13 protein-coding genes are annotated in these 14,698 nt (G+C 64.9%); 3 read left to right on the forward strand and 10 right to left on the reverse strand.

Features of this window, described 5'->3' with window-relative positions; all coding sequences use genetic code 11:
• The first annotated feature begins 73 nt into the window (after nt 1-73).
• Nucleotides 74-1,153 carry an ABC transporter ATP-binding protein gene (locus BSY16_RS29410; RefSeq protein WP_069063289.1) on the forward strand — a complete coding sequence of 360 codons (1,080 nt, stop codon included), beginning with the start codon at nt 74-76 and terminating at the stop codon, nt 1,151-1,153.
• A gap of 108 nt (nt 1,154-1,261) precedes the next feature.
• Here BSY16_RS29410 and BSY16_RS29415 read toward each other — a convergent pair whose 3' ends face one another.
• The 8 genes from BSY16_RS29415 to BSY16_RS29450 form a co-directional block, all read right to left on the reverse strand.
• A complete protein-coding gene (locus tag BSY16_RS29415; protein ID WP_069063290.1) occupies nt 1,262-1,630 on the reverse strand; it encodes a hypothetical protein in 369 nt (122 codons plus the stop codon).
• Between the two features lie 235 nt (nt 1,631-1,865).
• Entirely contained in the window at nt 1,866-3,302 is a 1,437-nt protein-coding gene (locus BSY16_RS29420; RefSeq protein ID WP_069063782.1) for an NAD-dependent succinate-semialdehyde dehydrogenase, read from the reverse strand.
• Between the two features lie 19 nt (nt 3,303-3,321).
• Complete coding sequence (locus tag BSY16_RS29425) at nt 3,322-5,268, reverse strand: 3-hydroxyacyl-CoA dehydrogenase NAD-binding domain-containing protein (RefSeq protein ID WP_069063291.1); 1,947 nt, start codon at nt 5,266-5,268, stop codon at nt 3,322-3,324.
• 31 nt (nt 5,269-5,299) lie between these two features.
• Nucleotides 5,300-6,559: a CaiB/BaiF CoA transferase family protein gene (locus tag BSY16_RS29430; RefSeq protein ID WP_069063292.1), complete on the reverse strand. Its 1,260-nt coding sequence runs from the start codon at nt 6,557-6,559 to the stop codon at nt 5,300-5,302.
• Nucleotides 6,556-7,590, reverse strand: a complete 1,035-nt coding sequence (locus BSY16_RS29435; protein ID WP_069063293.1) for an ABC transporter ATP-binding protein — start codon at nt 7,588-7,590, stop codon at nt 6,556-6,558. Before BSY16_RS29435 ends, BSY16_RS29430 begins: the two co-directional genes overlap by 4 nt.
• Entirely contained in the window at nt 7,587-8,585 is a 999-nt protein-coding gene (locus BSY16_RS29440) for an ABC transporter ATP-binding protein (RefSeq protein ID WP_069063294.1), read from the reverse strand. Before BSY16_RS29440 ends, BSY16_RS29435 begins: the two co-directional genes overlap by 4 nt.
• Nucleotides 8,582-9,418 carry an ABC transporter permease gene (locus BSY16_RS29445; RefSeq protein ID WP_069063295.1) on the reverse strand — a complete coding sequence of 279 codons (837 nt, stop codon included), beginning with the start codon at nt 9,416-9,418 and terminating at the stop codon, nt 8,582-8,584. The genes BSY16_RS29440 and BSY16_RS29445 overlap by 4 nt, the downstream gene beginning before the upstream one ends.
• A 4-nt stretch (nt 9,419-9,422) precedes the next feature.
• Nucleotides 9,423-10,403 (reverse strand): ABC transporter permease, encoded by a 981-nt coding sequence (locus BSY16_RS29450; RefSeq protein WP_502696037.1) that lies wholly within the window; start codon nt 10,401-10,403, stop codon nt 9,423-9,425.
• 199 nt (nt 10,404-10,602) lie between these two features.
• Between BSY16_RS29450 and BSY16_RS29455 the strand changes: the two genes are divergently transcribed.
• A complete protein-coding gene (locus BSY16_RS29455) occupies nt 10,603-11,460 on the forward strand; it encodes an IclR family transcriptional regulator (RefSeq protein ID WP_069063297.1) in 858 nt (285 codons plus the stop codon).
• A gap of 23 nt (nt 11,461-11,483) precedes the next feature.
• Nucleotides 11,484-12,779 carry an acetoin dehydrogenase dihydrolipoyllysine-residue acetyltransferase subunit gene (locus BSY16_RS29460; protein WP_069063298.1) on the forward strand — a complete coding sequence of 432 codons (1,296 nt, stop codon included), beginning with the start codon at nt 11,484-11,486 and terminating at the stop codon, nt 12,777-12,779.
• 3 nt (nt 12,780-12,782) lie between these two features.
• Here BSY16_RS29460 and BSY16_RS29465 read toward each other — a convergent pair whose 3' ends face one another.
• The gene (locus BSY16_RS29465; RefSeq protein WP_286157286.1) at nt 12,783-13,430 is read right to left on the reverse strand and encodes a class II aldolase/adducin family protein; all 648 of its coding nucleotides are present in this window, start codon (nt 13,428-13,430) and stop codon (nt 12,783-12,785) included.
• A 9-nt stretch (nt 13,431-13,439) separates the two neighbouring features.
• Nucleotides 13,440-14,696: a four-carbon acid sugar kinase family protein gene (locus BSY16_RS29470; protein ID WP_069063299.1), complete on the reverse strand. Its 1,257-nt coding sequence runs from the start codon at nt 14,694-14,696 to the stop codon at nt 13,440-13,442.
• Between the last annotated feature and the right edge of the window lie 2 nt (nt 14,697-14,698).

The following is a 14,698-nucleotide window of genomic DNA, read 5'->3' on the forward strand; positions in this document are numbered from 1 at the left end:
CGTCAGTATCATTATTGATATTGATATCGATAATGAAGGTCAAGGGCGGATTGACCGGCTGGAGGAGAAAACCGTGACAGCAATCGCATTGAGGCAGATCCGGAAGACCTATGGTTCGCTTGAGGTCATCCACGACGTCGACATCGATATTGCGAGCGGTGAGTTCCTGGTTCTCGTCGGGCCGTCCGGCTGCGGCAAGTCCACGCTGCTGCGCATGATCGCGGGGCTCGAGGAAATTTCAGGCGGCGCGCTGGATATCGGCGGCAAAGTGGTGAACGCCCTGCCGCCGTCCGATCGCGACATCGCCATGGTCTTCCAGGACTACGCGCTCTACCCCCACATGACCGTGCGCGAAAACATGGCCTTCGGCCTGAAGATGCGTGGCACCGCCGTGGAAACGATCGACCGCCGGGTATCGCATGCCGCCGATATCCTGAAAATTCAATCCTTCCTGGACCGGAGACCCGCGCAGCTTTCCGGTGGCCAGCGCCAGCGCGTCGCCATGGGCCGCGCCATCGTGCGCGAGCCCTCCGCCTTCCTCTTCGACGAGCCGCTGTCCAACCTCGATGCAGCCCTTCGCGTCGAAATGCGCCTGGAGATCGCCAAGCTGCACAACCGCATGAAGGCGACAACCGTCTATGTCACCCACGACCAGGTCGAGGCGATGACACTTGCCGACCGCATCGTCGTGCTGAACGCCGGCAGGATCGAGCAGATCGGCCCGCCGCTCGACCTCTATCACCGCCCGGCAAGCCTTTTCGTCGCCCGCTTCATCGGCAGTCCGACGATGAACACAATGCCGGTCGACGTGGTTTCCGACGGCAAAGGGAGTGCGCTGCTGTTCAAGGGGAAGCCCCTTCCCAACTCGGACATGGGTGTGCATTCAATACAGGCCGGCGCGGCAACGCTCGGCATCCGTCCGGAAGACCTCACGGCCTGTCCGCAGGACGAAGCCTGGTTCAGCGGCGAACTCGCCGTTGCGGAGCGACTGGGCAGCCAGACATACGGCTATGTGGAGATCGGCGAAGCCCGCATGCTGACCGTCGAATTCCCGCGCGGCACCCCGATCAAGGTCGGCGACAAGATCCACGTGCGCCCGAATGTGGACGCGATTCACCTGTTCGACACGACGTCCGGCATTCGGCTGACCTGATCGACGCGACGAACGATACAGCGCCGACGTGAGCCCGCATTAACCGGACATCCCCATCAAGACCTCAATGGCGCGGGCTACCTGTCGCCGGATGCCCGTTTTGAACAATCATGTCGCGTCTTCGAAGGCCTGGGGGAAGTTTTTCCGCGCCAGGGGTTCGTTGATTTTCAGCATCGCCTGATAGGATGCCGGATCGAATCCCCGCTCCGCAGGAAGAATTTCCCGTCCGAACAACCGCGACAAACGCTCCCCATCGAGATTGCCGCGCTCGAAGGGAGCCGTTCCGAAGTAGTGCCAGAGCGCATGCAGAAAAGCCGTATCGGCCAAGGCGACCGTTTGGTCGCGGGTAAGATGGCGCGGCCATTGTCCAATCACCGTGACCTTGGGGTTCGGGCGGCGAATGGTGAACTGCCATTGTGTCCCGGTCAGCCCGGGCGGAAAACCACGATGTTTGGTCATTTCGGAGATTTTGGCCATGCCGTTTCCTTAGGCCCATGGTGCCAAGTTGGTCAAAGCATCTTGTCTCGTCGTCATTAGATTTCAACGGAATCGTATCGCCCTTTCTCCAACACGGCGCCATCTGCTTGTCGCGCAGGGGGCGAATGCGCGGGCAATACCGCGTCGCTCTCTCACCCGTTGGCCGGATCCCAGACGTCGGCAGAGCGGCGTGACAAGCCACTCCGCGCTGCCGTTTTCTCCATAGCTGCGAAGGTTAGCCCTTTCGCGTCACCAGGCGGGTATCGAGATAGGCCTGAAGGGCCTCGGCGCCGCCTTCCGTGCCGTGGCCGGAATCCTTGATGCCGCCGAAGGGGACTTCGGGGAGCGCCAGGCCCAGATGGTTGATCGATACCATGCCGGCCTCCACCTCATTGCCAAGTCGCGTCGCGGTCGCGCTGCTTTGCGTAAAGGCGTAGGCGGCAAGGCCGTAGGGCAGCCGATTGGCCTCGCTGATTGCCTCGCCGAGATCACCGAACCGGTTGATGACGGCGACCGGGCCGAAAGGCTCCTCGTTCATGATGCGCGCCGACAGGGGCACATCGGCCAGCACGGTCGGCTCGAAAAACCACCCTTCATTCCCGATGCGGCGCCCGCCGGTCTTCAGCTGCGCGCCATTCTCGACGGCATCGGCGATCAGGCTTTCCAGCGCTGGTATGCGGCGGTCGTTTGCGAGCGGCCCCATCTCGATACCGGCATCGAGCCCGTTGCCGACCCGTATTGCCTTGGCGCCCGCGGTGAAGCGTTCGGTGAAGGCGTCGGCTATCTGCTCCTGCACGAGGAAACGCGTCGGCGAGACGCAAACCTGCCCGGCATTGCGGAACTTGTTGGCCACCATCAGGTCCACGGCGAGGTCGAGATCCGCATCCTTGGCGACGATGACCGGCGCATGCCCGCCGAGTTCCATGGTGACGCGCTTCATATGCGCCCCGGCGAGCGCCGCAAGCTGCTTGCCGACTGGGGTCGACCCCGTGAAGCTGATCTTGCGGATGACGGGGTGCGGGATGAGATATTCGGAAATCTCCGCCGGGACGCCATAGACGAGATTGATGACGCCGGCCGGAATTCCAGCATCGGCAAAGGCCCGGATGAGCGCTGCCGGCGAAGCCGGCGTTTCCTCCGGTGCCTTGACGATGATCGTGCAGCCGGCAGCAATCGCCGCCGAGAGCTTGCGCACGACCTGGTTGATCGGGAAGTTCCACGGCGTGAAGGCGGCGACCGGCCCGACGGGCTTCTTCAGGGTAATCTGCAGGACATCCGGCGATCGGGAGGGGATGACCTGGCCGTAAGCGCGCTGCGCCTCGCCGGCAAACCAGTCGATGATGTCGGCACCGGCCAGCGTTTCGACCCGCGACTGCGAGACCGGCTTGCCCTGCTCCATCGTCATCATGACTGCGATGTCGTCGGCCCGCTCACGCAGGAGATCGGCAGCCCGGCGCATCAACCGGGCCCGATCGTGGGACGATGCCACGCTCCACGAGGCGAAGGCGCGTTCGGCCGCTGCCAGCGCTTCGTCCAGATCCGCGCGATCCGCCCATGCGACGCTGCCGATCGGCTGGGCGGTCGCCGGGTTGACGACGGGAATGGTCCTGCCGCCGGATGCCGGACGCCAGACGCCGTCTATGAAGAGCAATGTATCGGGATAAGTCGTCATCATACGGTCCTCGTTATGGTCATGTCTTGCCTGTCCGGCCGGCCTGGAACATTGGTCCACCGCGTTTTCGCGGAAAGCCATAGCCGTGAACTTCGACAAGGTCGATATCGGCGGCACCAAGTGCAATGCCTTCGGCAAGAATTGCATGGCCCTCTTCCGCCATGCTCGCCATCAGCCGGAAGACGATCGCCTCGCCCGCCATCTCTGTTTTCGCTCCGACAAGCGGTGCGATGATCCGCTCCGCATCGGCGGAGGGCCTTGGGCGACGGTCGCCCGCGGCATAGTCATACCAGCCGCCGCCGGTCTTCTGCCCCTTGCGCCCGGCACGCACCAGAAGGTCCCCGGGCATGTCCGGCAGGGGTTCTCTGCGCGAGCGCGCCGCCTCGCGGTAGAGGAACGCGATATCGAGGCCCGCCATGTCCTGCATTTCGAAAGGTCCCATCGCAAAGCCGAAAGCCCGCATTGCCGCATCGACGGCGGCAATGGGGACACCGCCGCGAACCAGCGCTTCCGCTTCCGCCCGGTAGCGCCGCAGAATGCGATTGCCGATGAAGCCATCGCAGATGCCGGACCGCACGGGAATCTTGCCGAGGCGGCGAGCAAGGTCGTAGCCGGTTGCCAGCACATCCGGCGCCGTTTCGGGCGTGGGCACGATCTCCAGCAGCTTCATGACCTGTGCCGGGCTGAAGAAATGCAGCCCGAGAAAACGCTCCGGCCCCGGCAACCCGTCGGCGATCAGGCGCGGATCGATGTAGGACGTGTTCGTGGCAAGGATCGTATCGGGCCGGCAGACACGGCCGAGCTCGGCGAACACCAAGCGTTTCACGGCAAGGTCCTCGAACACCGCTTCGATCACCATGTCGCATCGCCCGGCCGCACCATAGCCGATGGCCGTTTCGAGGCGAGCCATCCACCCGGCTGCGTCGTCGTCCGAAATCCGGCCTCGACGACGGGACGATTCGAAAAGGTTCGAAAGCGTCGAACGCGCTCGCAAAACAGCCGCTTCGTCCTGCTCGATCAGCACGACGGAAAAGCCGGCATTGAGAAGGGCTGCGGCAATGCCGCTCCCCATCGTCCCGCCACCGACCACGCCGACCGTTTCAATCGGGCGTGGGCTCGAAGCACGCAAGTCCGCCGGCCGCAGCGCCGCACGTTCGGCAAAGAAGAGATGGCGCAACGCTGCCGCTTCTTCCGTGGCGCGAAGCGCGAGGAAGGTCGATCGTTCGAGCGCAAGGCCGGCCTCCGCGCCGTGTTCGATGCCGTGTTTCAGGGCCAGGAGCGCCTGGGGCGGCGCTGCCGCCCCTCTCGCGCCAGCGGTCACCCGGGTTTCCGCCTCCGTCCACACCTCTGGAGCGGACACAGAAACCACTCGCTCGATGCTCGACGGCGGCAACGCCTGCCCGGCGACCGATCGCGCGAAGGCAACGGCAGCCGGCACCAGTGGTTCGTCGACAAGGGCGTCGACCAGACCGAGCCGCAGGGCTTCTACGCCGTCCGGTGAATGGTTTTCCGCAACGATGCGGATCCCCTCGGTAACACCGACGACCCGCGGCAGGCGCTGCGTGCCACCGGCACCCGCGATGATGCCGAGGTTGATTTCCGGCAAAGCGAAACGGGCGCTCGAAGTGGCAACGCGGAAGCGGCAGCCGAGCGCCAATTCGAACCCGCCGCCAAGTGCTGCACCTCGGATCGCCGCGATCCAAGGCTTTGCCGAAGCCTCGATGCGGGCGATGACGTCCGGCAGGAACGGCGGCTCTGGCGGCCGGTCGAATTCGGCAATGTCGGCACCTGCAACGAAGAGTTTTCCCGCACCGGTCAGAACGACTGCCCGGACATTCGGATCATCATCGAGCGCCAGTGCCAGTGTCAGCAAGCGCTCCCGCACCGCCCCGCTCACGGCATTGACCGGCGGATTTTCGATCGTGACGATCGCGATCTCGCCATCGATTTCGACGTTGACGGTCATCATCGTTTCCTGTTCGGCTTGAAGTTCCGGCCTATGCGACCGCGCCCTGAACCGTCTCCAAGGGCGGCGCGTCCTGCAGATCGTGACAGGCGACGACGCCCGCAAGGGCAAGGCTCTCGATGCGAGCATCGTCGAAACCCAGCACGTCGCGCAGGACGTTGCGCGTGTCCTCGCCGAGGAGCGGCGGTGCCTTGGCACCGGCATTCACCTGCGCGGCTAGGCCGTGGGCCGGACGAATGAGTGCGACCGTGCCGAGTTCGGGGTGCTCCAGATGCTGCACCACGCCACGCTCCGTCACGCTGGGGCTCTTCAGCGCCTCGGAGACGGACTTGACCTGGCCGGCCGGCACGCTCGCCGCAAGGCAGGCGGCAAGCCAGTGCGCGCAGGTCTCCTCGCGGACGATCTCGGCCAGCAGGGGAAGCAACGCTTCGCGATGCACGGCGCGCTGATGCGATGTGACGAACCGCGGATCGCGGGCAAGTTCCGGACGCTTGACGACCTGCTCGCAGAAATCGACGAACATGCGGTCATTGCCGACGGCAAGCGCGAACGTGCCGTCGCTTGCGTCAAAAATCTGGTAGGGCACGACGGTGGGATGCGCATTTCCGTAGCGTACGGGCTCGACGCCGGCATTCAGGTAACCCGTCCCGACATTGATCAGGAGGTTGAGCGTGGCATCGAGCAAAGCGACGTCGATATATTGTCCCCGCCCGGTATCCCGGCGCTGGTAGAGGGCGGCCAGGATCGACTGGGTAGCGGTCATGCCGGCGACGACATCTGTAAAGGCGACGCCGAGCCTGTTCGGCGGACCGTCCACCTGGCCGGTGATGGACATAAGCCCGCTTTCGGCCTGCATGATGAAGTCGTAGCCCGGGCGGTCGCGCTCCGGACCCGTCTGGCCGTAGCCGGAAATCGCGCAGTAGACAATGCCCGGATTGATCGCCTTGATATCCTCGTAGCCGATACCAAGACGCTCGACCGTGCCGGCGCGAAAATTCTCCACGACCACATCGGCCTTGGCGGCGAGATCCAGCACGATCTGCCGGCCTTCCGACGTCTTGAGGTCGAGTGCGATGCTCTGCTTGCCGCGATTGGCGCAGAGATAGTAGGTGCTCAGCCCCTTGAAGTTCGGGAAGGACCAGGCGCGCGTATCGTCGCCACCCTTGATATTCTCGATCTTCCAGACCTCGGCACCGAGATCCCCGAGGCTCATGGTGGTCCATGGTCCTGCAAGAACGCGCGTCAGGTCGAGCACACGAATGCCCTCAAGCGGCAATGTCAGTTCCGTCATTCCATTCCTCCAGACCCGCGTCGCTCGCGGGCCGACAAACCTGTCTCCATGGCATTCGGGAAGTGGCAGGCAACCGAATGGCCTTCTTCTTGCGCCGTCAGCGGCGGCTCCACCTGTGCGCAGAGCGGCTGGGCGATGGGGCACCTGGTCCTGAAGCGACAGCCGGACGGCGGGTTCAGCGGGCTCGGCAGATCGCCCTTCAGCACGATGCGGGTCCGGCTGCGCTCGAGCGCAGGGCTTGCGAGCGGCACGGCGGACATCAGGGCCTGGGTGTAGGGATGAAGCGGCGCGCGATAGAGCCGGTGCTTTTCGGCGATCTCGACGATCTTGCCGAGATACATGACGGCCACCCGGTCGGAAATGTGCTGCACGACCGAAAGATCATGCGCGATGAAGAGATAGGCCGTGCCGAAATCCCGCTGGATATCCTTCAGGAGGTTGAGCACACCGGCCTGTACGGAGACGTCGAGCGCGGAAACCGGCTCGTCGAGCACCAGCAACTCCGGTTTCAGCGCCAGCGCGCGGGCAATTACTACGCGCTGGCGCTGGCCACCGGAGAGTTCGTGCGGATAGCGTTGCCCGTGTTCCGGATTGAGCCTGACGAGATCGAGCATCTCGACGACACGCGCCTTGCGCTGCATAGGCGAGAGATCGCTGATGCGCAGCGGCTCGGCGATGTTTTCTGCAACCCGCATACGTGGATGCAGCGAGGCGTAGGGATCCTGGAAAACCAGCTGGATCTTGCGGCGCAGCGCACGCATCTCTGTCGGGTTCGCCTCGTTGATGTTGCGACCGCGAAACAGCGTCTCCCCGCTTGAGGGCTCGATCAGCCGCAGGATGCAGCGGCCGAGCGTGGACTTGCCGCAGCCGGACTCGCCGACGAGCCCCAGCGTTTCGCCGGGCTTCACGTCGAAAGAGACGTCGCTGACGGCATTGACCTGCGCGACCTGCCGTTCGAACAGCAGGCCGCCGGTGACGGCGAAGCGCTTCGAGAGGCCACGGACGGAGAGAATGGGTTCCGGTAGTATCATGCAGCGCTCCCGATCGGCAGGGTGGCGAAATGGCAGGCTGCCGTGTGCTCGCCGTCGGCGCGAACGGGCGGTGGCGTGTGGCGACAGATGTCCTGCACCTGCGGGCAGCGGGGATGGAAGGCGCAACCGCCGGGCAGTTTGCCGAGTGGCGGCGGAGCACCGTCGATCGAGAACAGCCGCTCTTTCTCCTGCGCCATGTTGGGGATCGAGGCGATGAGCCCGCGTGTATAGGGATGCGCCGGGCGCTCGAAGAGATCGTCCACGCCTGCCTGCTCCACCACCTCGCCGGAATAGACGACCGCGACCCGGTCGGCATGCCCCGCAAGGACGCCGAGATCGTGGGTAATGAGGATCAGCCCCAGATTGAGCCGCCGCCGCAGGTCCGTGAGCACGTCCATGATCTGCGCCTGGACGGTGACGTCGAGCGCCGTCGTCGGCTCGTCGGCGATCAACAGGTCCGGGTCGTTGGCGACTGCCATTGCGATCATCACGCGCTGGCGCATGCCTCCCGAGAATTCATGCGGGAACTGGTGGATGCGCCTGTCCGGCTGAGGGATCGCGACTAGCGAGAGAAGCTCGGCGGCACGGTTCAGCGCCGCTCTTTTCGAGACGCCCGCATTGTGCAGCCGGATCGTTTCGGCAATCTGCGCACCGACTGTCATGACGGGGTTGAGCGAGGACAGCGGATCCTGAAAGATCATGGCGATGCGGGAGCCGCGCAGCGTTCGAAGTTCGCTTCGCGGCATTCCCACCAGCTCGCGCCCCTTGAACTTTGCCGATCCGCTGACGGTCGCGGTCTTCGGGTGGAGGCCGAGGGCCGCCAGCATTCCGACCGATTTGCCGGAGCCAGATTCGCCGACGATGCCGAGCACCTCGCCGTGATCGACATGCAGGCTGACGCCCCGCACAGCCTCAAAGGACTGGCCCTGGCGGGTGAAAGAGACACGAAGGTCGCGAACGGAGAAAAGCGGTTCCTGCTGCATCGTGCCCCTCATTTCGACTTCGGATCGAAGTAGTCGTGCAAGCCGTCACCAATGAAGTTGAAGCCCAGCACGATAGTGAGGATGGCGAGGCCCGGACCGAGGGCAACCCACCAGGAATAGAACTGCGACGCGCCATCGGAGATCATCGAACCCCATTCCGGCGAAGGCGGCGTTGCGCCGAGGCCGATGAAGCTGAGCGAGGCGGCCAGCAGGATGACCTGGCCGAGATCCATCGTAGCGCTGATCAAAACGGGCGTCCAACAGAGCGGCAGGATATGTTTGAAAAGGATGCGTGTCCTGCTCGCACCGGCGGCGATTGCCGCCTCAACATGCTCGCGCTCGCGGATTTCGAGGACCTGCGCACGCATCAGGCGGGCATAGACCGGCCACCAGACGATCACCATGGCGACCGTTGCATTTTCAAGCCCGGGGCCGAGCGAGGCCGCAACCGCCATGGCGAGAAGCATGGGGGGAAACGACAGGGTGACATCGACCAGCCGCATGATCGACGAGCCGAGCAGGCCGCCGGCATAGCCGGAAATCGCACCCAGCATGGCGCCGATCGCCACCGACAGCGTGACGACGACGACGGCAATCGGGATCGAATATTGTGCGCCGTACAAGGTCCGGCTCAGCACGTCGCGACCGAGCGCATCGGTGCCGAGCCAGTGACTCCAGCTCGGCGCCTGAAGTCTGCGTCCGACCATGTCGAGGGGCGCATAGGGGCTCATCAGCGGCGCCAGCACCGTGACGGCCAGCCAGAACAGCACGATGGCGATACCGATGGCGAGTGGAACCGACAGCCATGACGGTCGGCGAAAGGTGGTGAGGGCTATTGCGGTCATGATCTCATCCCAGACGCACGCGCGGATTGGCAATGACATAGGCGATGTCGGTGATGAGGTTCGTCAGGAGGAAGACGACGCCCCCCACGATCGTGACCCCGATGATGGCAGGAAAATCGAGGCCGCGCGCCGCCTCGACCGCGTAGGAGCCCATGCCCGGCCAGGAAAAGATCGTCTCCGTCAGTACCGCGCCGGTGAGCAGGTAGGCGAAGGAATAGCCGATGACCGTCAGCGTCGGCACAAGCGTGTTGCGCAGTGCATGACCGACCACGACGCGAAGCTCGCCCGCACCCTTGGCCCGCGCCGTCAGAATGAATTCACGGTCGAGCACCTCCAGCATATTGGCGCGCACCAGCCGGGAGATGGTGCCGGCGACGGCCCAGCCGAGCACGAAGGCGGGCAGGATGAGGTGCCACAGCGCGTCGAGAAAGAGTTTGAAGTTGCCGGCCAGCAGGGAATCGATGGTCATGAACCCCGTGATAGAGGCCGGCGGCGTCACGCGCGGATCCAGCCGACCGGGACCGGGCAGCACGCCCCACTTCACCGAGAAGACATAAAGCAGCGCCAGCCCGAGCCAGAAGACCGGTATCGACGAGCCGAACAGCGCGAAGAAGCGCGCGGCATGGTCGATGGCCGTGTTGCGGAAATAGGCGGCGAGAACACCCAGCGAAATGCCGATCGTCGAGCCGATGAGCATCGCGGCCAGCACCAGTTCCATCGTCGCCGGCAGGCGGAAGAACACGTCCTGCGCGACGGGCCGGCGCGTGATGAACGACGTGCCCATGTCGCCGGTCAGAAGATTGCCGACATAGATCACGTAGCGCTCCGGCAGGCTGCGATCGAGACCCCAGCGCGCCTTTGCGGCCGCAACTGCCACCGGATCATTCATCTGTCGGTCCGAGACGATCGCCGACAGCGGGTCGCCCTTGGTGACCGTCGTAAGCAGGAAGGCGAGCGTCACGATGCCGAGAACCAGGAAGGGCATCGCGATCAGGCGTCGCAGTATGTATCGTGTCACAAATCGCGTCCTTTAGTCCGTGTGCACCCGTGTCGGCCGGGAAGATCGATACGGGCATTATTGACAAGAGGCGGCGCCGACGTCAACATAAATGAAATTATATTCCAATTACGAGATAACGACGGATCCGCGGACGTCGACATCGCGCTGGAAGGAAAGGCAGAAAATGCGCAAGAGGACCAAACCGGCAGATGGAAGCGAGGGCGCGGAGGTCGGCAATTCGGCGGCGTCGCTGACCCGCGGGCTTGAAATCCTGCGCGCGTTCACCGCCGACGACGCCACGCTGGGCAACCAGGACCTGATCGAGCGGACGGGCCTGCCGAAGGCAACCGTCTCGCGCCTGACTTCGACGCTGGTTGGCCTTGGTTATCTCCATTACGACGAGATGCTCGGCCGCTACAGCATCGGGCCGGCGACGGTTTCGCTTGGGTATTCGGCTTTAAGCTCCAGCGCTGTTATCCATATGGTGCGCCCCCTGATGCAGGAGCTGGCGGACCAGACCGGCGCCGCCGTCGCCCTCGGCACGCGCGATGGGCTGGAAATGGTCTATCTCGCCAATTGCCGCTCGATGAGCCCGGTTTCGCTGAGGCTGAACGTCGGTTCGCGCCTGCCGATCTATCGCACGGCGATGGGGCTCGCCTATCTCGTGGAAATGAAGCCGGAAATCCGCCAATCCGTCGTCGAGCAGCTCGTCGCGGCGGAACCCGAAAAGGCTGCCGACCTGGATCGCCTGATCGAGAATGCCATCGAGGACCACCGGCGTGACGGCTTCATCAGCGCCTTCGGCAGCTGGCACAGCTATATCAACGCCGTCGGTGTCGCCTTCCGTCCGACGGACGGCTCGCCGCTCGTCGCCCTCACCTGCGGCGGGATTGTCGACATCCTCTCGCGCAACCATTGCCGCGAGATCGTCGGGCCGGAGCTCGTCCGGTTGACCCGACGCCTGCGCGCAAGGCTTGCCGGGGAACCCGACACGCTCACGACCGCGCCGCGCACACCCACCTGGAAAACCTCCGCCGAATAGGCTCAAGCCTGCAAGGACCCCACATGCCCATCCATGTCGTCTATCCGAAGGTCAGCCTCGAACTCTCGAGCGGCCGCATCGCCCGCTGGCTGGTCGCCGAGGGCGAAACCGTCCGGCAAGGACAAGTGCTGTTCGAAATCGACAACGACAAGGCCGCCGTCGAGGTCGAATCACCGGCCGATGGCGTCATCCGCGAGCTGACCGACAGCGAGATCGAGGTCGAGGTCGGCGGGAACGTGGCGCGCATCTATGCCAACGGGGAGGCCCACGGCGATGGCAAGGCCGCAGTCGCCGAGACGTCCGCTGTCGAGGTGAAAGCGGCGCGTGCCGCTCCGGCGGCGGCAGCGCGCCAAAACGGTCATCGCCAGCACCCAAACCCCACCCCCCTCGCCCGGCGCATTGCCAAGGAACATGGCATCGTGCTGGACGGGCTTCACGGCACAGGCCCGGGCGGCAGGGTCCAGAAGACGGATGTCGTCGCGAAGATCGGTCGTGCCGGGCATGCACTCAAGGCGGCCGTCGAGAGCATCGCTATCCGACCGCTACCTGACGCAAGCCATGCCCCCCTCAACGCCGTTTGGCTGCGCAGGGGCCAAGGTATTCCGGTCGTCTTCCTCCACGGTTTCAGCGCGGATCTCAACAACTGGCGCGGCCTGCTTGCCGGCGCGCGCGGGGATTGGCCGGCCCTGGCGATCGATCTACCGGCGCACGGCCGGTCACCGCGCGACGTGCCGCAAGACCTCGAGCGGATGGCGGACCATGTCGAGGCAACGCTTGCCGCCGAACAAATCGGCCCGCTCGTTCTGGCCGGCCATTCCTTCGGCGCCGCGCTCGCGGCGCGGCTGGCGAGCCGCGGCCAGCTGGATATCCGCGGGCTCTGCCTTTTTGCGCCGGCTGGCCTTGGCCCTGAGATCAACGCAGCCTTTGTCGATGGGATCTTGCGCGCGCGGCGGAGCGAGAGCCTCAGGCCCTGGCTCGACCTGCTGGCCCATGATCCCGCGACCATCTCGCCCGCCTTCCTGCAGGCCGTCGTGCAGCAGCGTGACGATGAGGGCCTGACAGCGGCGATGCGCGCGTTTGCCGAACGGTTCCTGCCGGACGGCACGCAGGCGACGTCGGTCCGCAGCGATCTCGCCCGCCTGCTATGTCCGGCGCGCATCGTCTTCGGCCGGCAGGACCGCATCCTGCCGTTCAGCGCGACCGCCGGCCTGCCCGGCAATGTCGGCCTGCATGCCTTCGACAATTGCGGTCACATGCCGCATCTCGAATATCCGGCGCTCGCGATGACCATCCTCGAGGAAGTCAGGCGAAGCGGCTGAGGATCAGCGCGTCGCCTGCTGGCCGTAGGTGCCGTAGCGGGCGCGCACGTCCACCAGCTCTTCCGGCGTCAGCAGCACCGGCTGGCCGACCGACCGGGCGAGCACGTACTGGCGCGCCAGCATTTCCAGTTTTTCCGCCCTTGCGAGCGCAATGGTAATGTCAGGTCCGATCGTCACCACGCCATGATTGGCCATCAGGCAGGCGGAATAGGTCGTGCCCATGGCGGCGACCACGGTTTCCGACAGCGCCTCGCTGCCGAAACAGGCATAGTCGGCACACGGTATCTCGCCGCCGCCGAAGCCAGCGACCATGTAGTGGAACAGCGGGATGGGCTGGCGCAGTGCCGCTAGGGCGACGCAATGGTCGGGATGGGCGTGCACGACAGCACCCGCCGTCGTCGTGGCATAGAGCCGCGCGTGGATCGCCCATTCCGAAGACGGGCGCCAGTCGCCCACCCAATGGCCCGCTAGATCCATCGCGACGATCTGCTCCGGCGAAAGCACATCCGGCACAATACCGGTCGGCGTGATCAACATTCCCGCGCCATGCCTGACGCTGAAGTTGCCCACCGTGCCGCTGTTGAGGCCGATGGCCACCGATCGCCGGCTAGCCTCGACCAGCGTCTCTCTTGCTGCCAATTCTTCCATCATCGTCCCCTTCTAAGTGTCCATCGCTTCGATTGCCCGCAACAGGATATCGTCGGCGCCCAGTTTGCCCGGCTTGAGATACAGCGACAGCGGAACCGGCCCGGGCGATACGCAAAAACCCGTCCCAAGCTTGCCTTCCGGCAGGGCGCGGACGGACGTGATGCCCACTGCATCGACAACCGCTCCGGACGTCTCGCCGCCGGCGACGATGAACCGGCGCACGCCGCGATCGCGCAGCCCCTTTGCAATAGCGCCAAGGATGCGTTCGGCGCGCCGCGCTGCCGCAACCGGACCGAACGCCGCCTGCACTGCGGCCACTTCCTGCGGGCCAGCCGCCGTCGAAATGGCAAAGGGCCTTTCGCCGATCCGCTCACTAGCCCAGTCGAGGGCGCGGGAAACCAGCCCCTCCTCCCCCGCCGGGTCCATGAGATCCAGCTTCAGCACGGGATAGTGTTCCGAAAAGGCGGCGAGCTGCGCCAGCACGACCGGGCCGACGCTGCCGGCGAGAACCGCCGCGGGACCATCCACATGCCGCGGCCACGCAACGACATCCGCCTGTTCGGCAAGCCCGAGACGGGTCGCGTAGGCGATGATCAGCGGATCGCTCGCGACGACGACGCATGGCATGGCCGCTGCGATGGACGCGGACACCACGACGTCACCGTCGTCCGTCGTGTCAAGCAGCACATGGCCGGCACCTTCGGCGGCAAAGACTTCGATGGCGGCGATGGCCGCTTCCGCCCCTTTCAGGAGGGTCGCATGATTGAGGAGGGCGATCCGGTGCGGCGTCTGACGACCCAGGAAGCGGACGAGATCGGGATCGGACATGGGCGTCAGCGGGTCGAACCGCTTGATCGAATCGGAGACGAGACGGCCACGATAGAACATGTAGCCCTGATGCACCGTCGCGCCGAAGCGCGGAAAACCCGCGCTCATCAACACCGGCCGCATGCCGGCGCGATCGGCAAGATAGTCGGCGGCGGGCCCGATATTGCCGTCTTCCGTCGAATCGAACGAGGCGCAGGCCTTGTAGGCCAGGCGCTTGCAGCCAGCCCGGGTGAAGGCGTCGGCAAAGCGCGCGAGTTCGCCAAGCGCCTCTACGACGGGCACGGTGCGCGTGCGCGTGCCGGCGATCACCACGGCAGAGGACGGGATATCCGCCCCGGGATCGAACAGTACGGGACAGTGTACACCCGCGCTTTCGAGATAGCCGGCGACCATCAAGGCGCCGGTAAAGTCATCCGCGACGATTCCAAGAGCTCGCTGCATCG

It is taken from the genome of Sinorhizobium sp. RAC02, assembly GCF_001713395.1.
Classification (GTDB): domain Bacteria; phylum Pseudomonadota; class Alphaproteobacteria; order Rhizobiales; family Rhizobiaceae; genus Shinella.

Coding starts and splice junctions, on each gene's coding strand:
- BSY16_RS29415 (WP_069063290.1), bottom strand. CDS start 1,630: ATGGCCAAAATCTCCGAAATGACCAAACATCGTGGTTTTCCGCCCGGG.
- BSY16_RS29420 (WP_069063782.1), bottom strand. CDS start 3,302: ATGACGACTTATCCCGATACATTGCTCTTCATAGACGGCGTCTGGCGT.
- BSY16_RS29425 (WP_069063291.1), bottom strand. CDS start 5,268: ATGACCGTCAACGTCGAAATCGATGGCGAGATCGCGATCGTCACGATC.
- BSY16_RS29430 (WP_069063292.1), bottom strand. CDS start 6,559: ATGACGGAACTGACATTGCCGCTTGAGGGCATTCGTGTGCTCGACCTG.
- BSY16_RS29435 (WP_069063293.1), bottom strand. CDS start 7,590: ATGATACTACCGGAACCCATTCTCTCCGTCCGTGGCCTCTCGAAGCGC.
- BSY16_RS29440 (WP_069063294.1), bottom strand. CDS start 8,585: ATGAGGGGCACGATGCAGCAGGAACCGCTTTTCTCCGTTCGCGACCTT.
- BSY16_RS29445 (WP_069063295.1), bottom strand. CDS start 9,418: ATGACCGCAATAGCCCTCACCACCTTTCGCCGACCGTCATGGCTGTCG.
- BSY16_RS29450 (WP_502696037.1), bottom strand. CDS start 10,403: ATGCCCTTCCTGGTTCTCGGCATCGTGACGCTCGCCTTCCTGCTTACG.
- BSY16_RS29455 (WP_069063297.1), top strand. CDS start 10,603: ATGCGCAAGAGGACCAAACCGGCAGATGGAAGCGAGGGCGCGGAGGTC.
- BSY16_RS29460 (WP_069063298.1), top strand. CDS start 11,484: ATGCCCATCCATGTCGTCTATCCGAAGGTCAGCCTCGAACTCTCGAGC.
- BSY16_RS29465 (WP_286157286.1), bottom strand. CDS start 13,430: ATGATGGAAGAATTGGCAGCAAGAGAGACGCTGGTCGAGGCTAGCCGG.
- BSY16_RS29470 (WP_069063299.1), bottom strand. CDS start 14,696: ATGCAGCGAGCTCTTGGAATCGTCGCGGATGACTTTACCGGCGCCTTG.